Source organism: Pseudomonas sivasensis, from assembly GCF_021391435.1.
Lineage (GTDB): Bacteria > Pseudomonadota > Gammaproteobacteria > Pseudomonadales > Pseudomonadaceae > Aquipseudomonas > Aquipseudomonas sivasensis.
In genome coordinates this window covers 1,933,190-1,955,659 of the sequence record NZ_CP090029.1, presented here as the reverse complement: position 1 = coordinate 1,955,659, position 22,470 = coordinate 1,933,190, and the positions used below count along the sequence as shown (strand labels likewise).

Here is a 22,470-nt window from a genome sequence, read left to right as displayed (position 1 = left end):
TTTCAATATTTCACAAGGGACAAACAACAAGGGGGCGAATCTTCATCCGCCCCCTTTGTGTCCGCTTATTCCTGCGGTTCTTCTTCGTCTGCGGCAGCATCGAGGGTTGGCTCGTCGACGATATCATCGCCACTCGCCATGACCTCACCTGCGAACTCGGCATCGGCCTCGTCCAGCTCTTCGCCTTCAACTTCCGATGGTTCCTGGACACGCTCCAGGCCTACCAGTGTCTCGTCGCTGGCCAGCTTGATGAGCGTCACGCCTTGGGTGTTGCGACCCAGGCTCGACACTTCAGCCACACGGGTACGTACCAGGGTGCCCTGGTCGGAAATCAGCATGATCTCCTCGCCGTCGAGCACCTGTACCGCGCCGACCAGACGGCCGTTGCGATCGTTGCTGACCATGGCAATAACGCCCTGGCCACCACGTTTGTACTCCGGGAACTCGCCGATGGCCGTACGCTTGCCATAACCACGCGCCGAAGCGGTGAGGATCTGGCTGCCTTCTTCCGGGATCAGCATCGAAATCAGCTTCTGCCCTTCCGGCAGACGCATGCCGCGCACACCGCGGGCGGTACGGCCCATGGCGCGAACGTCGGATTCCTTGAAGCGCGTAACCTTGCCGCCGTCGGAGAACAGCATGACTTCACGCTCGCCATCGGTGATGGCCGCGCTGATCAATACGTCGCCTTCGTCCAGCTCCAGGGCGATCAGGCCCACGCTGCGCTGGCGGCTGAAGGATTCGAGCGGGGTCTTCTTCACGGTGCCTTTGGCAGTTGCCATGAAGATGAAGTGACCTTCGGTGTATTCGTCTACCGGCAGCATGGTGGTGATGTATTCATCACTGTCCAGTGGCAGCAGGTTGACCAGCGGACGACCACGGGCGGCGCGGGACGCTTCCGGAATTTCGTAGGTTTTGAGCCAGTACACTTTGCCCTTGCTGGAGAACAGCAGCAGCGTGGTGTGGCTGTTGGCGACCAGCAGGTGAGCGATGTAGTCCTCATCCTTCACGCCAGTAGCCGATTTACCTTTACCGCCGCGACGCTGGGCCTGGTACGCAGCCAATGGCTGGGTCTTGGCATAGCCGCCGTGGGAGATCGTAACCACGCGCTCTTCTTCCGGGATCATGTCACCCAGGGTCAGATCAAGACGGGCATCGAGGATTTCGGTGCGGCGCACGTCGCCGTATTCGGCGCGGATTACTTCCAGTTCTTCGCGGATCACTTCCATCAGGCGCACGGCGCTGTTGAGGATGCGGATCAACTCGCCGATCTGGTTGAGAATTTCCTGGTACTCGGCCAGCAGCTTCTCGTGCTCAAGGCCGGTCAGACGGTGCAGACGCAGTTCCAGGATAGCCTGGGCCTGTTCCGGCGACAGGAAGTACTTGCCGTCACGCAGACCGTATTGCGGGTCCAGTGTCTCCGGGCGGCACGAGTCAGCACCGGCACGTTCAACCATCGCCACGACGGCGCTGGATTCCCACGGCATCTTGATCAGCGCTTCTTTCGCTTCCGATGGTGTCGGCGAGGCTTTGATCAGGGCGATAACCGGGTCGATGTTCGACAGCGCAACCGCCTGGCCTTCCAGAATGTGGCCACGCTCGCGGGCCTTGCGCAGTTCGAATACGGTGCGGCGGGTCACTACTTCGCGGCGGTGACGCACGAAGGCTTCCAGCAGATCCTTGAGGTTCAGGATGCGCGGGCGGCCGTCGATCAGGGCAACCACGTTGATACCAAACACGCTTTGCAGTTGGGTCTGGGCGTAAAGGTTGTTGAGGATCACCTCAGGCACTTCGCCACGACGCAGCTCGATCACTACGCGCATACCGTCTTTGTCGGATTCGTCGCGCAGCTCAGTGATGCCTTCGAGTTTCTTCTCTTTAACCAGTTCGGCGATCTTTTCGATCAGACGCGCCTTGTTCAACTGGTAAGGGAGCTCGGTGATGACGATTTGCTGACGGCCACCGACCTTGTCGATGTCTTCGATCATCGAGCGGGCGCGCATGTAAATGCGGCCACGGCCGGTGCGGTAGGCTTCGATGATGCCGGCGCGACCGTTGATGATCGCGGCGGTCGGGAAGTCCGGACCCGGGATGTACTGCATCAACTCATCGACGGTCAGCTCAGGGTTGTCGATGAGGGCCAGGCAACCGTCGATGACTTCGCCGAGGTTGTGCGGCGGGATGTTGGTCGCCATGCCCACGGCGATACCGCTGGAACCGTTGACCAGCAGGTTGGGGATCCGGGTAGGCATGACAGCCGGGATCATTTCGGTGCCGTCGTAGTTCGGCACCCAGTCCACGGTTTCTTTGTGCAGGTCAGCCAGCAGCTCATGCGCCAGCTTGGTCATGCGCACTTCGGTGTATCGCATGGCAGCGGCGTTGTCGCCGTCGACGGAACCGAAGTTACCCTGGCCGTCTACCAGCAGGTAGCGCAGGGAAAACGGCTGGGCCATACGTACGATGGTGTCGTACACCGCAGTGTCGCCGTGAGGGTGATACTTACCGATCACGTCACCGACAACACGGGCAGATTTCTTGTACGGCTTGTTCCAGTCGTTACCCAGCTCGCTCATCGCGAACAGCACACGCCGGTGCACGGGCTTCAAGCCATCGCGCGCATCAGGCAGTGCCCGACCGACAATTACGCTCATCGCGTAGTCGAGGTAGGACTGTTTCAGCTCGTCTTCGATATTGACCGGGAGGATTTCTTTGGCCAGTTCGCCCATGAGAAGCCTGATTCCTTTTTCGGGTGAAACCTCGTCACATCCATATGGGACGAACGAAGCTCGCCGCTGCCGACAGAGTGCCTGACAACGACTTACGACAAATCAACGAGTTATGACACGGATCTGCACGTTATAGGCAACCCCTCGGGGCGGCCCTGGAAACCGCCGGATGTTATCACAATCGCCGCCACGCACCTATCCCCCTGATGCGCATGGAGACTAGTAATTTGACGGATGACAGGCTTGAGGGGGACGAGAGGGGCTCAGAGATGGGGTGGTGCTTTTTTTTGAGGGCGGATCCGAGGGTTTTATTGACTTTCAGGGCCAATCGGGGGCAAGCCCCCTCATACATTTTGACTGTGTTCGCCATTCAAGTGTGGGAGGGGCTTGCCCCCGGTAGCCATTTCACAGACACCGCAGCCCTCAATGCAGCCGCTTACGGCACATCAGCTTGGCCAATTTCGCCGTATCCGGCCGCTCAACCACGCCCTTCTCAGTCACAATCACATCAATCAGGTCGGCCGGAGTCACATCAAATACCGGGTTAAACGCATTAACCTCCAGGCGCTTCCCGTTGACCTCCAGCAGCTCACCGGGATCGCGCTCTTCCAACGCAACATCTTCGCCAGTGGCCATCATCAGATCCAAGGTCGAACTCGGCGCCACCACCATAAACCGCACGCCGTGATGCATGGCACACACCGCCAACTGGTATGTGCCGATCGTGCTGACCACATCTCCATTGGCCGCAATACAGTCAGCCCCGACGATCACCCAGGTCACGCCTTTGGTCTTGAGGATATGCGCGCCCGCCGAGTCGGCATTGACCGTGACAGGGATGCCCTCGCCCGCCAACTCCCATGCCGTCAGCCGCGAACCTTGCAGCCAGGGCCGGGTTTCATTGGCATAGACGTGTTCAACCAAGCCTTCCAAGAAGGCCGCACGCACAACCCCGAGGGCCGTGCCGACACCGCCCGTCGCCAACGCGCCGGCATTGCCGTGGGTCAGGATCGCCTGGGCGTTGCCCTGGTGCTTGCGAATCCGCTCAACGCCCAACTGCGCCATCACAAGGTTGGCTTCGCGGTCACTTTCATGGATCGCGATGGCCTCTGCTTCCAGGACGGTCAGCGGATCGGCGTGCATCTTGATGCGATCCAGGCGATCGCGCATGCGCTTGAGGGCCCAGAACAGGTTCGACGCTGTGGGACGAGTATCGGCCAGCAGCGCGTAATCTTCCTCCCACGCAGCCTGCCAGTCTTCGCCCTCGGCGATACGATCACGGGCGGCCAGAACCAAGCCATAGGCCGCACTGATACCGATGGCCGGCGCACCACGTACCACCATGGCGCGAATGGCGGCAGCCACGTCGTCGACCGTGGAGCAGGCCACCCAGTTTTCCTGGGACGGCAAGGCACGCTGATCGAGCAGGTGCAGCGTGCCATCACGCCAATCGATGGCCTTCACTTTCTCCGCTGCCAACAGTCGGTCGCGCATCCCTTACTCCGCACTCATGAACAAAAGCCGCCGATTATAGCGATCCGCCAGCCAGGACGCTCGGGTATACTTCGCGCTTCTTTTATAGCTGCCCGGGAAGAAGCCTGCGATGACCTCCACTGCCGCCCCGCTCGACTTACTGCTACTGCCAACCTGGCTGGTACCTGTCGAACCTGCTGGCGTGGTGCTCAAGGAACATGGCGTGGGCATCCGCGATGGGCACATTGCCTTTATCGGGCCGCGGGCCGCCGCCTTGAAGCTGTCAGCCACAGAGGTGCGCGAACTGCCGGGGATGCTGCTCAGCCCAGGCCTGATCAACGCCCACGGGCACGCGGCGATGAGCCTGTTTCGCGGCCTGGCCGATGACCTGCCCTTGATGACCTGGCTGGAAAAACACATCTGGCCCGCCGAAGCCAAGTGGGTCGATGAAGCCTTCGTGCGTGATGGCACCGACCTGGCCATCGCCGAGCAACTCAAGGGCGGCATCACTTGCTTCTCCGACATGTACTTCTACCCCAAGGTCGCCAGCGATTGCGTGCACAACAGCGGCATGCGTGCACAGATCGCGATTCCGATCCTCGACTTCCCGATTCCCGGCGCCAGTACCGCCGATGAGGCGATCCGACAGGGCATCGAGCTGTTCGGCGACCTCAAGCACCACCCGCGCATCAAGATTACGTTCGGCCCCCACGCGCCCTATACCGTGTGCGATGCCAACCTTGAAAAGATTCGGGTGATCGCCGAAGAGCTGGACGCCGCGATCCATATGCACGTGCACGAAACCGCCTTCGAGGTGCAGCAAGCCGTCGAACAGACCGGCGAACGCCCGCTGGCACGCTTGGGCCGCCTCGGATTACTGGGGCCGCGCTTCCAGGCCGTTCATATGACTCAAATCAGCGAGGACGACCTGGCTTTGCTGGTAGAAAGCAACACCAGCGTTATCCATTGCCCGGAATCCAACCTTAAACTGGCCAGCGGCTTCTGCCCGGTGGAGCGTCTGTGGCAGGCTGGGGTCAATGTGGCCATCGGCACCGATGGCGCCGCCAGCAACAATGACCTGGACCTGTTGGGCGAAACCCGCACCGCTGCGATGCTGGCCAAGGCCGTCGCCGGCTCGGCCACCGCGCTGGACGCGCACCGCGCATTGCGTATGGCTACGCTCAACGGTGCGCGGGCCATGGGCCTGGAAAGCGAGATTGGCTCCCTGGAAGTGGGCAAGGCGGCGGATATGGTCGCCTTCGATCTCACAGGGCTGGCGCAACAACCGATCTACGATCCGGTCTCACAGCTTATATATGCCACCGGGCGCGATTGCGTGAAACACCTTTGGGTCGCCGGCAAGCAGTTGCTCGACGATCGGCAACTCACCCGCATGGATGAACAACAGTTGACCGCCACGGCCATTGCCTGGGGAAAACGCATCAGCGGGCACACCGAATAACGCTGGCTCTGAACCTGAGTGTTCAGGACCGACAAACCGATTTATCAGATTTAGAGGATTCACCATGAGCAACGTCGACCACGCAGAAATCGCCAAGTTTGAAGCCTTGGCCCACCGCTGGTGGGACCGCGAAAGCGAGTTCAAACCCCTCCACGACATCAACCCGCTGCGGGTCAACTGGATTGACGAACGCGTCAACCTGGCCGGCAAGAAGGTGCTGGACGTCGGCTGCGGCGGCGGCATCCTCAGCGAAGCCATGGCCCAGCGCGGCGCCACGGTGATGGGGATCGACATGGGTGAAGCGCCGCTGGCCGTGGCACAACTGCACCAGTTGGAGTCCGGCGTGAACGTGGAATACCGCCAGATCACAGCCGAAGACCTGGCTGAAGAGATGCCCGAGCAGTTCGACGTGGTCACCTGCCTTGAGATGCTTGAGCACGTACCGGATCCCTCCTCGGTGATCCGCGCCTGCTTCCGCATGGTCAAGCCCGGCGGCCAGGTGTTCTTCTCCACCATCAACCGCAACCCCAAGGCCTACCTGTTCGCGATCATTGGCGCCGAATACATCATGAAGCTGCTGCCGCGCGGCACCCATGACTTCAAGAAATTCATCCGCCCGTCCGAACTGGGCGCCTGGAGCCGCCAGGCTGGGCTGACCGTCAAGGACATCATCGGCCTGACCTACAACCCGCTGACCAAGCACTACAAACTGGCCAGCGACGTTGACGTCAACTACATGATCCAGACCCTGCGCGAGGAGTAAGCCTGTGAAGTTGCGAGCGGTTCTCTTCGATATGGACGGTACCTTGCTGGACACCGCGCCGGACTTCATCGCCATCTGCCAGGCCATGCGCGCCGACCGCGACCTGGCGCCGATCAACCCGCAGCATATTCGCGATGAAATTTCCGGCGGTGCGCGGGCGATGGTCGCCGTGACTTTCTCGATGGACCCGGAGTCACCGGGCTTTGAGGAACTGCGCCAGGAATTCCTGGAGCGCTACCTGAAGGACTGCGCGGTGCACAGCAAGCTGTTCGACGGCATGGCCGAGCTTCTGGAAGACATCGAGAAGGCCAAGCTGGTCTGGGGCGTCGTCACCAACAAGCCGTTACGCTTCGCCGAACCAATCATGCAGCAGTTGGGCCTGGCCGAGCGTTCGGCCCTGCTGATCTGCCCGGACCACGTGACAAACAGCAAGCCGGACCCGGAACCGATGATCCTGGCGTGCAAGATGCTCGGCCTGGACCCGGCCAGCGTGTTGTTCGTGGGCGATGACCTGCGTGACATCGAGTCCGGCCGCGATGCCGGCACACGCACGGCGGCGGTCAGCTACGGCTATATCCACCCGGACGACAACCCACGCCACTGGGGCGCAGATGTAGTGGTGGATCACCCACTGGAACTGCGCAAGGTGCTGGATAACGCACTGTGCAGCTGCTGATGGCTCACCGGCCTTAGTGATTGATAAAGATCCAAATGTGGGAGGGGCGGTTCGACGATTCGACTTGCCCCCGATTGCAGTGTGTCAGTCACTGCATTTGCTGACTGATACACCACTATCGGGGGCAAGCCCCTCCCACAGGGGATCTTCAGTGTTTTCCAGCTCGCTGTTTGTAACCTGCTGAATTCTGTCGAGGCTTTTTATGTTTGATTACTCTGCACGTCCAGAACTGCTCAAAGACCGGGTCATCCTGGTGACCGGCGCCGGTCGCGGGATTGGCGCGGCGGCGGCAAAAACCTATGCCGCCCATGGCGCTACCGTGCTGTTGTTAGGCAAAACCGAAGCCAATCTGGCCCAGGTCTACGACGAAATCGAAGCGGCCGGCAACCCGCAGCCAGTGGTGATCCCATTCAACCTGGAGACCGCCCTGCCCCATCAATACGATGAGCTGGCAGCCATGATCGAAAAAGAATTCGGCCACCTCGACGGCCTGCTGCACAACGCCTCGATCATCGGCCCGCGCACGCCCATCGAGCAGCTCTCCGGTGAGAACTTCATGCGGGTGATGCACATCAACGTCAACGCAATGTTCATGCTCACCAGCACCTTGTTGCCGCTGCTCAAGCTGTCCCAGGATGCGTCGGTGGTGTTCACCTCCAGCAGCGTAGGCCGCAAGGGCCGCGCGTATTGGGGCGCTTATGGGGTGTCGAAGTTTGCCACTGAAGGCTTGATGCAGACCTTGGCGGATGAGCTTGAAGATGTGGCAGCGGTGCGGGCCAACAGCATCAACCCTGGCGGCACTCGTACCAGCATGCGGGCCCAGGCGTATCCGGGGGAGAACCCGATGGAAAGGCCTGCGCCGGAAGAGATCATGCCGGTGTACCTGTACCTGATGGGGCCGGACAGTGCCGGCATCAATGGGCAGGCGTTTGATGCGCAGTAACATCTGACACCCAACTCGCTGTGTGAGTTGGCTTTTGTAGTGAGCGGGCTTGCCCCGCGCGGGACTGCGAAGCGGCCCCAAAACCTGCCAGCGCGATCTCTCTGTCAGATCGCGCTGGCTGTACTGGGGCTGCTTCGCAGCCCAGCGCGGGGCAAGCCCGCTCATCACAGGTCTCGCCCCACATTGGGTTTACTTAGTTCTTCACCACTTCCTCAAGGGTGAAGCGCCCCAGCGGGTTTTGCAGGAAATTGCTCACGTTCTTGCGTGAGATGTTGATGTAGGGGCTGTAGTACAAGTCGATCCAGTTCACATCCTGTTTCGCCAGTTTTTGCAGCTCGACATACATCTGCTCACGCTTGACCGGGTCCGCCTCAATCCGCGCCGCAGCCACCAGGTCCTTGACCTTGTCGTTCTTGTAGCGGGTCATGTAGTTCTGGTTGGTGTCGTGGCCCAGCACAAAGGTGGTCTTCTGGTCCGGGTCGAGGATGTCGTTGGTCCAGTACATCACGGAAATATCGTACTCACCGTCCACCAGCATCTGCCAGCTTTGAGTCGGGTCTACCTTCTGCAGGTTAGCGGTGACGCCGACTTTGGCCAACTGGTCCTTGATGATCACCGCGATCTGCTCGTCAGCCTCATTGCCGGCGTTGACCACGTAGTTCAGCTTCAAGTCCTTGGCACCGGCAGCAGCCAGTAATTTCTTGGCTTCGGCCGGGTCGTACGGGCGTTGCAGGTTGTTGGCGTAGTGGTACAGCGAACCTTTTGGAATGTAGGAATAGGCCACGGTGCCCTGACCGTAGGTGGCGGTCTTGACCAGCGATTGTTTGTCGATGGCCATGTCCAGCGCCTGACGGACTTCCGGTTTGGCCAGCAGGCCATGGGCGTGGTTGATCAACAGGTGATCTTCACGGGTGGAAGGGTCGGCGTGGATCACCACGTTCTTGTCTTTCTTCAGCTCTTCAACCCGGGAGAACGGCACGAAGATCGCCGTGTCCAGCTCGTTGTTCTGCACCATGCGCATGCGCGTGTTGTCGTCGGTCACCGAGACCCACTCCACGCCATCCAGGCTCACATTCTTGGCCTGCCAGAAGTTCGGGTTCTTCTTCAGGATCACCCGATCGCCCTTGCGCCACTCCTCCACGGTAAACGCGCCGGATGTCACCGGGTTTTCCGAGTAGGCGTCTTCGCCCATCTTGGTCATGGCTTTTTCCGACAGGATCGAAACCGTCGGGGAGGCCAGTTGCGAGAGGAACGCCACGGCAGGCGTCTTCAAGGTGACGACCAGGGTTTTCGGGTCGGCGGCGTTGGCCGTGTTGATCAGGTTGAAAGGGTCCGCCCACAGCGAGGCTTTGTTATCGCGGATGCGCAGCAGGCTGAACGCCGCATCTTCAGCGGTGATCGGCGAGCCGTCAGAGAATTTCGCATCGCGCAGTTTGAAGGTGTAAGTCAGGCCATCCTTGGAAATGTCCCAGCTTTCGGCCAGGCCCGGTTCCATCTTGGTGCCCAGGTTATCCACGCGCACCAGGGTGTCGTAGACGTTGGCGAACACCCACGTGTCGCGGTTTTGCGCGCTTTTGATCGGGTCGAACGTGGTGCTGTCTTCACGGCAGCCAATAGTCAGGACGCCAGCGGCCTGGGCCAAACCAGCGGTCAGCGACCAAGCCGTAAGCGTAGCGGCGGCGAGCAACTTCAAGTGACGGGATTGCATGTCATAACTCCTTGTTCATGAATGGCAGGGAAGGGTCAAAGCAAAGGTGATTCAAGCACGCAACTGTATCGATGCTCGTGCAGGAAATGAGTAGGCGGCGACGCCACGGAACACATGGCGCGCGCATACCGGCAACGTGGGTGAAAGGCGCAGCCGGTGGGCAAATTCAGTGGGCTCGGTGGCTCACCGGGCAAAGGTTCTGCAGGCAATGGCCGATGCGGATCGATCTCCGGAATCGCCTGGATCAACGCCGCCGTATAGGGATGACGCGGCGCGCTGAACACTGCCTCAACGGGCCCTTCCTCGACAATCTTGCCCAAGTACATCACCGCCACGCGGTCGCACAGGCGCCGCACGATGGCCAAGTCATGGGCGATAAACAGGATGGCCAGGTTCATGCGCTGTTGCAGTTCCAACAGCAGATTGATGATCTGCCCCTGGATCGACACATCCAGCGCGGCCACGCACTCATCGGCGATGATCAGGCGCGGCTCCACCGCCAAGGCGCGAGCAATGCCGACGCGCTGGCATTGACCGCCACTGAGGGAGCCGGGTTTTCGACTGGCCAGTTCGGGGCGCAAGCCGACCAGCTCAAGCAGTTCGTTGACGCGCGCCGGGATGCGCTCTGCCGGAACTTTGCGCTGCACCCGCAGCACCTCGGCGATGGTTTCGCCGATGGTCTGGCGCGGGTTCAACGCGGCGTAGGGATCCTGAAAGATCATTGCCGTTTCATGGCGCAAACGCGCGATGTCGATCGCGCTGCCGTGGGCCATGTCGATACCATCGAACAACACCTGCCCGGCGCTGATCGGGTTGAGGTGCAGGATCGCCCGGCCAAGGGTGCTTTTACCGCTGCCGGACTCGCCCACCAACCCGAGGGTTTCGCCGGCCGCCAGGTTCAGCGACACACCGTTCACCGCCCTCACCCACTGCGTGTTCAGGCCAAAAAAACCGCTGCCGGACGCCGCAAAGCGCACCTCCAGATCCTTGATCTGCAACAGGCTCATGGTCGCGCTCCCAGCGGATAGTGACAGGCTACGCGGGCACCTTCTGGCAGCACCTCGGTACATAAGGCACCGACCTGCGGGCAGCGCGGATTGAAGCGGCAGCCGCCGGGCAAGGCATCCAGCAACGGCGGCTGGCCGGGAATGGTGCGCAACAAGGCGTGGCCACTGCTGTGGGCCGGCTGGCAGTCAATCAGGCCAGCGGTGTACGGATGTTGCGGATGGGCCAGCAGGTCGTACTTACTGCCGTGTTCGCACAGGCGCCCCGCGTACATCACCGCGATGGAATCGCAGGTTTGCGCCACCACGCCCAAGTCGTGGGTGATCATGATGATCGACAAGCCACGCTGGTCGCGCAGGTCCAACAACAGACGCAGGATTTGCGCCTGGACGGTCACATCCAGGGCGGTGGTCGGCTCGTCGGCGATCAGTACCCTTGGGTTGCAGCCCAAGGCCACGGCGATCATGGCGCGCTGGCGCATGCCGCCGGAAAACTCGTGAGGATAGTTGTCGACGCGCGCCTGTGGATCGGGAATACCCACTTGGCGCAGTACGTCGACGGCGTGTCGTCGGGCGTCTTTTTTCGACGCGCCCTGGTGCAGGCGAATACCCTCGGCGATCTGCTCGCCGATGCGCATCAGCGGGTCGAGGTGGCTGCTGGGGTTCTGGAAAATCATGCCCAATTGCCCGCCGCGTATCGCACGCATGCCCGCGTCATCCAGTGACAGCAGATCCTGACCGGCCAGGCACACGGCACCGCCCTGCACGCGCAGATCAGGCGACGGCAGCAGCCGCATCAGGCCTCGGCAGGCCATGGTCTTGCCCGAGCCGCTTTCGCCCACCAAACCAAGGATTTCGCCTTCGGCCAGGTCGAAGGAGACGCGGTCGACCAAGGTGACATCGCGCCCCGCGTTATTGGCGATTACGCTGAGGTCTCGTACCTGAAGCAGACTCATGACCGATCCCCTAACACTTGCGCCACCCCATCAGCCAACAGGCTGAAACCCATGGCCAGGGTCACGATGGCCAACCCCGGAAAGGTGCAGATCCACCAGGCCGTGGTAATAAACGCCTGCCCTTCGGCGACCATCGTCCCCCATTCGGCGGTCGGCGGTTGCACCCCAAGGCCCAGGTAGCTCACGGCGGCACCGTTGAGCAGCACCAGCACCGCATCGGACATGGAAAACACAATCGAGCCAAACATCGCATTCGGCAGCAAATGCCGGAACAGGATGCGCCCATGACCAAAACCCAGGCTCTTGGCGGCCAGGGCAAAGTCGCTTTCCTTGAGCACCAGGATCTGCGAACGGATCAGCCTCGCATACGAGACCCAACCCACCAGCGCCATGGCGATGTAAAAGCTCTTCAGGCCCGGGCCGAGGATGGCCATGATCGCCAGCATCAGCACCAGGAACGGGAACGCCAGGATCACATCGATCACACGCATGCAGAAACTGTCGAAACGACCGCCGATGTAACCCGAGACCGCGCCCATAAAGGTGCCGATCATGAAGGGGAAAATGACCCCGATGATGGCCAACTGCAGGTCAATACGTGCGCCCCAGATGACCCTGGACAGAATGTCACGACCGTAGTTATCGGTGCCGAATGGATGGGCCAGGCTGGGACCGATCAAACTGATATCGGTGTTCTGTGCAATCGGATCAAAAGGCGCGATCCATGGCGCAAACAGCGCCAGGGTCAACCACACCAACAGTATCAATAGCCCCCACGCGGCCGTCAGCCGGCCATTGCGAAAACCAAAGCGCAGGCGCAAGCGCCATGGGGCAATCAGCGGGCGGCTGCTCATTGCATTTTCACCCGCGGGTCGAGGGCGACGGTCGCCACATCCGCGATGAAGTTGACCACCACCGTCGCGCAGGCCAACACCATGGCCACGCCCTGAACCACCATGTAGTCGCGGGTAAAGATGCCGCGCACCAATAACTGACCGATGCCAGGAATGGCGAACAGGCTTTCGATGACCACCGTGCCGCTGATCAGCCAACCGATATTCACTGCCAGCAGGTTGACCGCTGGCACCAGGGAATTGGGCAACACATGGCGGCGAAACACGGCGGCTTCGGAAAGTCCGCGCGCACGGGCGGCGGTAACATGGTCCGCCTGCAACTCCATCAACATGCTCGCCCGCAGGTTGCGCACCAGTACTGCCGACAGCGCCAGGGCAATAGTCAGGCACGGCAGGACCATATGGTGTGCCTTGTCCAGCCAGGTGCGACCGTAGCCGGACACCGGGAACAAGCCCCATTTCACACTCAGCAGCAGGATCAGCATCAAGCCCAGCCAGAACGCCGGCATGCCCAGGCCCACCGTGGTGAACACGCGGATCAGGTTGTCGGCCCAGCCGCCTTTATTGCGCGCAGCCCAGGTTGCCAGGGGCACCGCGATCAGCAGCGCCAGCACCACGCTGCCGAGTACCAGCACCAGGGTCGGCTCGATACGGGTGACGATCAGCTTCAGCGCGTCGACCTTGTACAGCAGCGATTGACCGAGGTCGCCCTTCAGGAGGTTCTTCAGAAAATAGAAATATTGCAGCCACAACGGCTGATCGAGGCCGTACTGGGCGCGGATTTTCAGCAACGCGTCCGGTGTACTGCGCGAGCCGAGCAACGCACGCGCCGGGTCGCCGGGGATCGAGCGCACCAGCACAAAGGTAATCAGGCTGATGCCAAACAGCACCGGCAGCAATTGCAGCGGCCGGGACAGCACAAAACGGTAGCGCGCCAAGTTCATCCGTCAGCCTCGGTGGCGAGCAAGAAAGTCCAGCAGCACCGGGAAATACGCCTGGGGTTCTTCGTAGAACGGCATATGGCTGCTGTTGGGGAATACGTGCAGTTCGGCGTGTCTGGCCGCCATCTTCATGCGCATGGCACAGGCCGGGGTGAGTTCGTCGTGCTGGCCGGTGGTGATCAAGATCGGCATCTTGAAATCGGCCATCTCGGGGATGCGGTTCCAGTCCTTGAGGTTGCCGACATAGAGGAATTCGTTAGGGCCCTGCATGGTTTCGTAGGGGCCCATGTTCCAGTCGCCGAGGGAGCGTTTGACCGGCTCGGGCCATTCGTCCAGACGGCACACGTGGCGATAGTTGAGCAAGGTGATCGCGGCCTGGTACTGCGGGTGATCGAGAGTGCCCATGGCTTCATGGCGCTGCATCATGGCCACGGTTTCGCTGCCTAAGGCGCCGCGCAGGCGCTCCAGCTCCTGGGACAGGTGCGGAATGTCGCCGACAGTGTTTTCCAGGATCAGGCTTTTCAGCGCGTCGGGATAATGGATGGCGTATTCGATGCCCAGCCAGCCGCCCCATGAATGCCCGAGCAAGTGCACACGGCCCAGCCCCAGTGCCTGGCGCACGGATTCGACTTCTTCGACATAACGGCGTATTTCCCACAGGGAAACATCGGTCGGTCTGGCTGATGCCCCCGTTCCAAGCTGGTCGAATGCAACCACTCGCAGGTTATGCTCTTTGAGCCAGCCATGGGCGTCGCGCAAGTAGTCACACGGCAGGCCTGGCCCGCCGTTGAGGCACAACAGCACCTCATCGCCTTCGCCAAAGCTGTAGACCACGAGGTTATGGCCGTCGACTTGCACGTTGTACTGCTGGTCGGGGGCAATTTCACGCCACATGCATACATTCCTTGTGTTGTATCGGCCTGGCGAGTAGCGGCCGCTTGTCAGGCCAACACTACCGAGGATGCCGCGCGTCCATAACCTAGTAGTTCTTATAGGTTTGGCCTGGCAGTCCTTCGCCGGGGCGTGGCATTCTACTTGCCGCATGTCGAGATTCAAATGAATTCGGGAGCAGAACGGATGCTGACCAAGCTGACTGCCTTCAACAATCGTCTGATGCCGGGCAGGAGCCTGGATGAGCAGATGGACAACGCGTTTATCCTCGCTCAACAGTTAGGCTTCGATGCGCTGGTGTACGACTACTCCCCCGTGCCGATCGACCAGGACGGCGCATTGATCACCCCCTCGGTGCTGGAACTGCGCAATACACCACCCGACTGGCACGCATTATGGTGCAGCAAAGGGTTTTACCAGATCGACCCGGTGCAACACCTGGCCCTGAGCACGGTATCGCCTTTCGTATGGTCCTACGAAGCCAAGGCCGACACCCCACTGCAAAAAATCATCGATCCGTGCCACGCGCCAGTTTCATCCTACCTGCATGACCAGCAGCTGACCTGCGGCGTCAGCGTACCGATCCACCTGCCCCGTGGTGGCTTTGCTTCGCTGACCGGCCTGCGTATCGGTAGCGCGCACACGGTGCTGCAGGACGCGCAGCAAACTTTGTCGGATTTCAGTGTGATTTCCCATGCGTTGCAGGAAGCAGCCTACCCGCTGTTCAGCAAGGAACTGCGCACCTACCCCCATATTCACCTGACCAAACGCGAACGCGAGTGCCTGAAATGGGCCGCCGAAGGCCTGACCGCTGCTGAAATCGCCACGCAGTTGAGCCGTTCGCTGGCGGTGGTCACGCTGCACCTGGCTTCGGCGATGCACAAGCTGGGCGCCAAAAACCGAGTCCAGGCGGTGGTTCGGGCTACCCATTACCGCCTGCTGGAAGACTGATCCATCGGCAAAACCTAGCTGTTTTGCTAGTTACCTAAATTTCGCGCGCAGACTATCGTGTCCCTGAGCCTTTTTTCAGAGCAGGGTACGAAATGGAATTCATCGAAAAAATTCGCGAAGGGTATGCGGCCTTTGGCGCCTACCAGACCTGGTATCGCGTCACTGGCGACCTGTCCAGCGGCCGTACACCACTGGTCGTCATCCACGGCGGCCCCGGCTGTACCCATGATTATGTCGACGCCTTCAAGGACGTCGCAGCCAGCGGCCACGCGGTCATCCACTACGACCAACTGGGCAATGGCCGCTCCACGCATTTACCTGAGAAAGATCCGTCCTTCTGGACCGTCGACTTGTTCCTCAAAGAACTGGATAACCTGCTGGATCACCTGCAGATCAGCGACAACTACGCGATCCTCGGCCAGTCCTGGGGCGGCATGCTCGGCAGTGAACATGCAATCTTGCAACCCAAGGGTTTGCGCGCGTTCATCCCGGCCAACTCCCCGACCTGCATGCGCACTTGGGTCAGCGAGGCCAATCGCCTGCGCCAATTGCTGCCGGAAGGCGTGCACGAAACCCTGCTCAAGCACGAAGCCGCTGGCACCTATCAAGACCCGGAATACCTCGCCGCCTCGCGGGTGTTCTATGACCAGCACGTATGCCGCGTGAACCCCTGGCCGGAGGAAGTGGCGCGCACTTTCGCCCAGGTCGATTCAGACCCTACGGTTTATCACGCCATGAGCGGCCCGACCGAGTTCCACGTGATTGGCAGTCTGAAGGACTGGAAATCCATTGGCCGCCTCTCGGCGATCAAGGTGCCGACCCTGGTGATCTCGGGCCGACATGACGAGGCCACCCCACTGGTGGTCAAGCCGTTTCTGGATGAAATCGCGGATGTACGCTGGGCGCTGTTCGAAGACTCCAGCCACATGCCACACGTAGAAGAACGCCAGGCCTGCATGGGGACCGTGGTGAAGTTTTTGGATGAGGCCTGTTCAGTGCCGCACCCCGTCCGCAAGGCTGGCTGAGTTCCAAATGTGGGAGGGGGCTTGCTCCCGATAGCGCTGGGTCAGCCACGACTACTGTGGCTGACACCCTGCTATCGGGAGCAAGCCCCCTCCCACATTTTCAGACCTCTGTGGTTTCAGGCTGCGCCGTTTTCCTGGGCACCTCCGCTACCAGCGGAATCTCCTTGCCCTCGGCATCAAACAACTTGCCGCCCCTGAAGTAATCTCCATCCCGCAACGCCGCGACATCGTGGAAGCACAAACTGCGCTCGGTCCCCGCCACGAACACCGACTGCTGATCCGAATTGCCCGCCGTGAAGTGGTTAAACGCCAGGTTCAGCAGGATCGCCATGATCGCCGACGAGCTGATGCCCGAGTGGAAAATGGTCGCAAACCAGCTAGGGAATTGATCGTAGAAACTCGGCGCTGCAATCGGAATCATGCCAAAACCGATGGAGGTGGCGACGATGATCAGGTTCATGTTGTTGCGGTAATCCACTTTCGACAGGGTGCGAATACCACTGGCCGCCACGGTGCCGAACAGCACAATCCCGGCACCGCCCAGCACCGAGGTGGGCACCGCGGCGATCACCCGCCCCATAAATGGCAGCAGGCCAAGGATCACCAGGAACAGGCCACCGGTGGCAACCACGAAGCGACTCTTCACCCCGGTCACCGCCACCAGGCCGACGTTCTGGGCGAACGCACTCTGGGTGAACGAACCGAAGATCGGCGCGAACATACTCGACAGCATGTCGGCGCGCAGGCCATTACCGAGGCGTTTGGAGTCGACTTTGGTGTCGATGATCTCGCCCACGGCCAAAATGTCGGCCGAGGTTTCCACCAGGGTCACCATCACCACGATGCACATGGAAATGATCGCCGCGATGTGGAAGGTCGGCATGCCGAAATGGAAGGGCGTAGGGAAACCAAACATCGGGCCCTGGGTCACGCCGGAAAAGTCCGCCATGCCGAGGAACACCGCAATCACCGTGCCGATGACCATCGCCAACAGGATCGACAGGCGCGAGATGGTTGCGCTGCCAATCTTGCTCAATAGCAGCACCAATACCAAGGTCAACGCCGCCAGGCCGATATTGGGCATGCTGCCGAAATCCGCGGCGCGGCTGTTACCCCCCATGGCCCAGCGCGCCGCCACGGGCATCAGCGTCAGGCCGATGGTGGTGATCACGATGCCAGTCACCAACGGCGGGAAGAACTTGGTAATCCGCGAGAACACGGGCGTGATCAGTAGCCCGATAAACGACGCGGCCATCACCGCCCCAAGAATCGCCGGCACCCCGCCAGCGCCGTCGCTGCCGACAATCGCCACCATGGTTGCCACACCGGCAAATGACACGCCCTGCACCAGCGGCAACTGACAGCCAAAGAACGGCAGGCCAAGGGTTTGCAACAGGGTGGCCAAGCCACCAGCGAACAGCGACGCGGCGATCAGCAGACCAATATCTGCCGGTGACAACCCGGCCGCCTGACCGACGATCAACGGTACCGCGACGATGCCGCCGTACATGGTGAGCACATGCTGCAGGCCGTAAGCCATGTTGGCGGCGACGCCGAGATTCTCATCTTCTGGCCGCTGCGGTGACGCCTTCGGGATAGTCATGGTGAGGGGTTCTCTGTTTTTGTTGTGCGGCCACTGTATGCAATGTTAGGACTAGATGTCCATAGAGTTGTATACAATCAATCGAACAAGATACCCTCCGCCGGCGTTACAAAAACAATCCGGCCGTGATGAGCCAGAACGCCAAAGGACCAGGACCATGAAAAAGGTATTACAGGGCGCCACCGTTGCACTCACCCTTCTCGGCGGCGGGGAGGCTGTCGCGGTGGAATGGATGAACAACAGCGTAGGCTTTCGCTACGGCCAGCAGTTCACCAACCCGAACAACCCCGATGAATTCAGCAAGCGCATCTACAGCTTCACCCATGCCAGCGGCTACCAGTACGGCAGCAATTTCCTGAACCTGGATGTGTTCCTGTCCGACAGCCGCGACCCGCGCAAGGGCACTGATCACGGTGGCAGCGAGGTGTACGCCGTGTATCGGCATCAGCTGTACGCCTCACGCGTATTTGATGTGCCGCTGGGCACCGGGCTGATCAAGGATTACGCGCTGACCTTGGGCTTTGATGCCAACCGCAACAACAACTTCGCCTCGGCCAAAAAGCGTGCGCTGGTGCTCGGCCCGACCTTGAAGTTCAACACCGTGGGCGTGCTGGACCTGAGCCTGATGTACTACAAGGAAAAGAATCACACCGGCATCCCCGGCGCGCAGGAGTCGAACCACACCTTCGACGACACCTACATGCTTAACCTGACTTGGATGCGCCCATTCGAAATCGCCAACCACGCGGCAAAATTCCAGGGTTTTATCAATTACGTCGGGGAAAAAGGCGAGGACTACCATGGCCGTGACACTGCGCCGGAAGCCTTGATGCGCACCGCGTTGATGGTGGCGGTACGACCGGGTAAGAGCGTAAAGCCGAACCTGTACCTCGGCGTGGGTTACGAGTACTGGCACAACAAATTCGGTGTGGACGGCGGCCGGGGTAGCCGCACGTCAACACCGACGGTGAATATGGAGATCACGTTTTAGCCACTGACCCAGCCGAGTCAAAATGTGGGAGGGGCTTGCCCCCTCTCACAGTGATCGCACTGTCAGCCTAAACGCGCGACAGCTTCGAAGCCGTGTGCTTCGGCCGCGCCAGCCAGTAGCCCAACACCGCAAGTGGCGCGGTCGCCAGCATCACGATCACGGTGATCAGCAGCGGTTGGTCGATCATCGAAGACACCAGCAGGCTGCTGAGAAAACACAGGCCCAGTTGCAAGGTGTTTTGCAACGCGGCCGCCTTGCCGGAATTTTCCGCAAACGGCATCAGTGCATTCGCCACCACGATCGGATAACTCGCACCGTTGACCAACGCCATCAGGCAGAACGGAATCAGCAAGGTGGTGAGGGTCGGCACGGTCATGGTCGCAACCAGATACAGCGCCACCATGCTGATGCAGTAGGCCGCCAGTAACCAAGGCAACAGCGTCTTGCCCTGGAAACGCTGCAAGGCGCTGCGGCAGCTGTAGCCGCCCACCAGAAACGCCAGTGTCGGCAACACGTAACTCAGGCCGATGTCATTCGGGCTGTAGCCCATGTCGCCAAGGATGAACGGCGAAGCCGTCAGCCAGGCAAAGAAACTGGCGGAGCAGGCAGCGAAGATCATCACGTTGCCGGTGAACACCCGGGAAGTGAGCAACTGCCCATAACCGAGGCGTGTCGGAGTTTCTGTCTGCCGTTTCGGCACGCTGCGCAGGAACAAGGTCGGCAGCAGCAACAGCAGTGATACGCCCAGCAAGACCCCAAAGATCGCCTGCCAACCGAAGTGGTTCAGCACCATCGCGCCCAACAGCGGCGCCAGGGCAGGCGACAGCGACATCAGCGGCATGATGCTGGCGAACACCCGGTGAGCCTTGTCGGCCGGGTAGCGATCGATGACCAGCGCCTGCCAGCTCACAGCAGCGGAGCACACGCCAATGGCCTGCATAAAGCGCAAGGCCAGCAGTTGAGACGCGGTCTCGACCCAGAACATTCCGGCGCAGCCCAGCACAAACAGACTCAAGCCTGCGAGCAAGATCGGCTTGCGCCCCAGGCGATCGGACAACGGGCCCCACAGCAACTGCCCCAGCGCAAAGCCGGCGAGGAAAATACTCAAGCTGGCCCCCACCGCGCCAGCGCCAATCTGCAACTGCTCGCCCATGGCGCCGAACGCCGGCAAGTACATATCCATGGCCAGATAACCGAGCATGCTCAGCCCCGCCAGGTACCAGGTAAAACCAAAAGAATTTTTCATTGAAGCCTTGTAGATCTTGCCATCAAACTATTTGCTGACTGGCGGCCATTATGAGGCTGACAGATTTTGTGTGAAGCGATAATAATTGGACACTCTTATCAATAATTTTGAAGGCAGTCACCATGTGGTCTGAATACTCCCTGGATGTAGTCGATGCGGTGGCACGCCATGGCAGTTTCAGCGCTGCCGCCCAGGAATTGCACCGCGTGCCGTCGGCCATCAGCTACACGGTGCGTCAACTGGAAGAATGGTTGGCAGTGCCACTGTTTGTGCGGCGCCATCGCGACGTAGAGCTGACCCCGGCGGGCCGTCTATTTATAGACGAAGCCCGAGGTGTGATGAAAAAAATGCTCGGCACGCGGCGTCTGTGTCAGCAAGTGGCGAACGGTTGGAGTGGTCAGTTGAAGGTGGCCGTGGACTCCATCGTCAAACCCCAGCGTTGCCGGCAGTTGGTGCTGGATTTTTATCGACAGTTCCCCGAGGTGGAATTGTTGCTGGAATACGAGGTGTACAACGGCGTGTGGGACGCCCTGGCCGATGAGCGCACCGACATTGTGATCGGCGCCACCAGCGCGGTGCCAGTGGCCAGTCACTTCACCTTTCGCGACATGGGGTTGTTGAACTGGTTGTGTGTGGTCAGCGCCAAGCATCCACTGGCGGCGGTGCAAGGGCTGCTCAGCGATGACCAACTGCGCCCGTTCGCATCACTGTGCATGACCGACACTTCACGCAACCTCCCCAAGCGCGACACCTGGACGCTGGATAACCAACGTCGGCTGGTGGTGCCGAACTGGGCGTCCGCCATCGATTGCCTGCGTGATGGTCTGTGCGTCGGCATGGCGCCAGCGCATCAGGTGTTGCCGTGGATCGAACGCGGTGAACTGGTGGCGCTGCAATTGACCCGGCCCTTCCCCGCCAGCCCGTCGTGCGTGGCCTGGGCACAGAACAAACTGTCCCCGGCCATGGCGTGGCTGCTGGAGTATCTGGGGGATAAAGAGACAATGAACCAGGAATGGCTCAATGGGCCTGATCCAATAAACGGGTGATGGCTCGCACGATCATTTCGACCTCCTTGGCATCCAGGGTCAACGGCGGCAACAGGCGAATGACCTTACCCCGCGTCACATTGATCAGTAGCCCATGCTCCTGGGCAGCGCGCTGGGCCAGTTCGCGGTAAGGGCTGGTCAGCTCGATGCCGATCATCAAGCCTTGCCCGCGAATCGCCATTACGTGCGGGTGTTCGTCCAATTCCATCCGCAACCGCGCCAGCAAGCGCTCGCCCTGCTGCGCAGCGTTCTGCAACAGGCCTTGCTCTTCGATAATGTCCAACACGGTGCAGCCCACCCGACACGCCAGCGGGTTGCCGCCGAAAGTGCTGCCGTGGCTGCCCGGCGTGAATAACTGGGCCACCGCCGCCCTTGCAAGGCAGGCGCCGATGGGCACACCGTTGCCCAGGCCTTTGGCCAAGGTCATCACGTCCGGCAGGATGCCTTCATGCTGGAAAGCAAACCAGGCGCCGGTACGGCCGATGCCGGTCTGGATTTCATCCAGCATCATCAGCCAACCGTGGCGCGTGCAGTGATCGCGCAGCGCTTGCAGGTAACCCGGCGGCGCCGGCAGCACGCCGCTTTCGCCCTGGATCGGCTCCAGCAAGACCGCCGCGATCCGCGTACCAAACGTTTTGGTGAGTGCTTCGATGGCCGCCAGATCACCAAACCGGACCTTGAGAAAATCCCCCGGCAAGCGCTGAAAACCAAGGCGCACCGACGGCCCATCACTGGCGGCCATGGTGCCAAGCGTGCGGCCGTGGAAGGCATTCTCCATGACCACCACCAACGGCTCTTCGATGCCTTTTTTCCAACCATGCAACCGCGCCAGTTTCAGCGCGGTCTCGTTGGCTTCGGCGCCGGAGTTGTTGAAAAAAACGCGGTCCAGGCCGGACAGTTGCGTCAAGCGCTGGGCCAGCCGTTGCTGCCAATCAATGCTGTAGAGGTTGGAGGTATGCAGCAACAGGCCAGCTTGCTCGCTGATAGCCATCACCAGTTTCGGATGGGAGTGGCCGACATTGGTCACCGCCACACCCGCTACCGCGTCCAGGTATTCACGGCCCTGCTGATCCCATAGGCGTGTGCCCAGGCCACGGGTAAAACTCAAGGCCAAGGGTTGGTAGGTGGTCATCAGGCAGGCGGCGGTCATGGTGGCAGGCTCCGGTTGTGGTGATGGAAGTATCGTTAGCCACCTCAGCTGGATAAACTGT

The 22,470-nt window shown here is 60.6% G+C and carries 19 protein-coding genes; 8 read left to right on the top strand and 11 right to left on the bottom strand.

Annotation, left to right across the window (positions count from 1 at the left end; genetic code table 11):
- Nucleotides 1-65: 65 nt before the first annotated feature.
- Together gyrA and mtnA are read right to left on the bottom strand one after the other, a co-directional pair.
- On the bottom strand, nt 66-2,726 hold the full coding sequence (gene gyrA, locus LRO94_RS08795; protein WP_095184190.1) for a DNA gyrase subunit A: 2,661 nt from the start codon (nt 2,724-2,726) through the stop codon (nt 66-68).
- Between the two features lie 423 nt (nt 2,727-3,149).
- Entirely contained in the window at nt 3,150-4,220 is a 1,071-nt protein-coding gene (gene mtnA, locus LRO94_RS08790) for an S-methyl-5-thioribose-1-phosphate isomerase (RefSeq protein ID WP_179179343.1), read from the bottom strand.
- 109 nt (nt 4,221-4,329) lie between these two features.
- On the opposite strand from mtnA, the gene LRO94_RS08785 reads away from it, so the two are divergent.
- From LRO94_RS08785 to LRO94_RS08770, 4 genes are all read left to right on the top strand, one after another.
- A complete protein-coding gene (locus LRO94_RS08785) occupies nt 4,330-5,661 on the top strand; it encodes a TRZ/ATZ family hydrolase (protein ID WP_179179344.1) in 1,332 nt (443 codons plus the stop codon).
- Nucleotides 5,662-5,725: 64 nt separating this feature from the next.
- The gene (gene ubiG, locus LRO94_RS08780) at nt 5,726-6,424 is read left to right on the top strand and encodes a bifunctional 2-polyprenyl-6-hydroxyphenol methylase/3-demethylubiquinol 3-O-methyltransferase UbiG (protein WP_017734479.1); all 699 of its coding nucleotides are present in this window, start codon (nt 5,726-5,728) and stop codon (nt 6,422-6,424) included.
- 4 nt (nt 6,425-6,428) lie between these two features.
- Complete coding sequence (gene mupP / locus LRO94_RS08775) at nt 6,429-7,100, top strand: N-acetylmuramic acid 6-phosphate phosphatase MupP (protein ID WP_032888903.1); 672 nt, start codon at nt 6,429-6,431, stop codon at nt 7,098-7,100.
- A 202-nt stretch (nt 7,101-7,302) separates the two neighbouring features.
- Entirely contained in the window at nt 7,303-8,043 is a 741-nt protein-coding gene (locus LRO94_RS08770) for a YciK family oxidoreductase (RefSeq protein ID WP_032888901.1), read from the top strand.
- A 193-nt stretch (nt 8,044-8,236) separates the two neighbouring features.
- Here LRO94_RS08770 and LRO94_RS08765 read toward each other — a convergent pair whose 3' ends face one another.
- Genes LRO94_RS08765 through LRO94_RS08740 form a run of 6 tightly spaced genes read right to left on the bottom strand, consistent with a single transcriptional unit; the run spans nt 8,237 to nt 14,400 of the window.
- Nucleotides 8,237-9,751, bottom strand: a complete 1,515-nt coding sequence (locus tag LRO94_RS08765; RefSeq protein ID WP_032888899.1) for an ABC transporter substrate-binding protein — start codon at nt 9,749-9,751, stop codon at nt 8,237-8,239.
- Between the two features lie 35 nt (nt 9,752-9,786).
- Nucleotides 9,787-10,758, bottom strand: coding sequence for an ABC transporter ATP-binding protein (locus LRO94_RS08760; protein ID WP_122752669.1), 972 nt, complete (start codon nt 10,756-10,758; stop codon nt 9,787-9,789).
- A complete protein-coding gene (locus LRO94_RS08755) occupies nt 10,755-11,711 on the bottom strand; it encodes an ABC transporter ATP-binding protein (protein ID WP_179179345.1) in 957 nt (318 codons plus the stop codon). The genes LRO94_RS08760 and LRO94_RS08755 overlap by 4 nt, the downstream gene beginning before the upstream one ends.
- Nucleotides 11,708-12,565 carry an ABC transporter permease gene (locus LRO94_RS08750; protein ID WP_032888893.1) on the bottom strand — a complete coding sequence of 286 codons (858 nt, stop codon included), beginning with the start codon at nt 12,563-12,565 and terminating at the stop codon, nt 11,708-11,710. The genes LRO94_RS08755 and LRO94_RS08750 overlap by 4 nt, the downstream gene beginning before the upstream one ends.
- A complete protein-coding gene (locus tag LRO94_RS08745; protein WP_032888892.1) occupies nt 12,562-13,509 on the bottom strand; it encodes an ABC transporter permease in 948 nt (315 codons plus the stop codon). The genes LRO94_RS08750 and LRO94_RS08745 overlap by 4 nt, the downstream gene beginning before the upstream one ends.
- Before the next feature lie 3 nt (nt 13,510-13,512).
- Nucleotides 13,513-14,400 carry a proline iminopeptidase-family hydrolase gene (locus LRO94_RS08740; RefSeq protein ID WP_095184185.1) on the bottom strand — a complete coding sequence of 296 codons (888 nt, stop codon included), beginning with the start codon at nt 14,398-14,400 and terminating at the stop codon, nt 13,513-13,515.
- Nucleotides 14,401-14,583: 183 nt separating this feature from the next.
- Here LRO94_RS08740 and LRO94_RS08735 point away from each other — a divergent pair, with 183 nt between their 5' ends.
- Together LRO94_RS08735 and LRO94_RS08730 are read left to right on the top strand one after the other, a co-directional pair.
- A complete protein-coding gene (locus LRO94_RS08735) occupies nt 14,584-15,348 on the top strand; it encodes a LuxR family transcriptional regulator (RefSeq protein WP_032888888.1) in 765 nt (254 codons plus the stop codon).
- Nucleotides 15,349-15,440: 92 nt separating this feature from the next.
- Entirely contained in the window at nt 15,441-16,373 is a 933-nt protein-coding gene (locus LRO94_RS08730) for a proline iminopeptidase-family hydrolase (RefSeq protein WP_032888886.1), read from the top strand.
- Nucleotides 16,374-16,473: 100 nt separating this feature from the next.
- Here LRO94_RS08730 and LRO94_RS08725 read toward each other — a convergent pair whose 3' ends face one another.
- Nucleotides 16,474-17,976 (bottom strand): nucleobase:cation symporter-2 family protein, encoded by a 1,503-nt coding sequence (locus LRO94_RS08725; RefSeq protein ID WP_122752665.1) that lies wholly within the window; start codon nt 17,974-17,976, stop codon nt 16,474-16,476.
- A 157-nt stretch (nt 17,977-18,133) separates the two neighbouring features.
- Here LRO94_RS08725 and LRO94_RS08720 point away from each other — a divergent pair, with 157 nt between their 5' ends.
- Nucleotides 18,134-18,967: a hypothetical protein gene (locus LRO94_RS08720; protein ID WP_032888882.1), complete on the top strand. Its 834-nt coding sequence runs from the start codon at nt 18,134-18,136 to the stop codon at nt 18,965-18,967.
- A 67-nt stretch (nt 18,968-19,034) separates the two neighbouring features.
- Here the strand turns inward: LRO94_RS08720 and punC are convergent, their stop codons facing one another.
- Complete coding sequence (punC, locus tag LRO94_RS08715) at nt 19,035-20,213, bottom strand: purine nucleoside transporter PunC (protein WP_179179346.1); 1,179 nt, start codon at nt 20,211-20,213, stop codon at nt 19,035-19,037.
- Nucleotides 20,214-20,335: 122 nt separating this feature from the next.
- On the opposite strand from punC, the gene punR reads away from it, so the two are divergent.
- The gene (gene punR, locus LRO94_RS08710; protein WP_095184183.1) at nt 20,336-21,259 is read left to right on the top strand and encodes a DNA-binding transcriptional activator PunR; all 924 of its coding nucleotides are present in this window, start codon (nt 20,336-20,338) and stop codon (nt 21,257-21,259) included.
- Here the strand turns inward: punR and LRO94_RS08705 are convergent.
- Entirely contained in the window at nt 21,231-22,409 is a 1,179-nt protein-coding gene (locus tag LRO94_RS08705) for an acetylornithine transaminase (RefSeq protein ID WP_179179347.1), read from the bottom strand. The two genes, punR and LRO94_RS08705, sit on opposite strands and share 29 nt — an antisense overlap.
- Nucleotides 22,410-22,470: the final 61 nt, after the last annotated feature.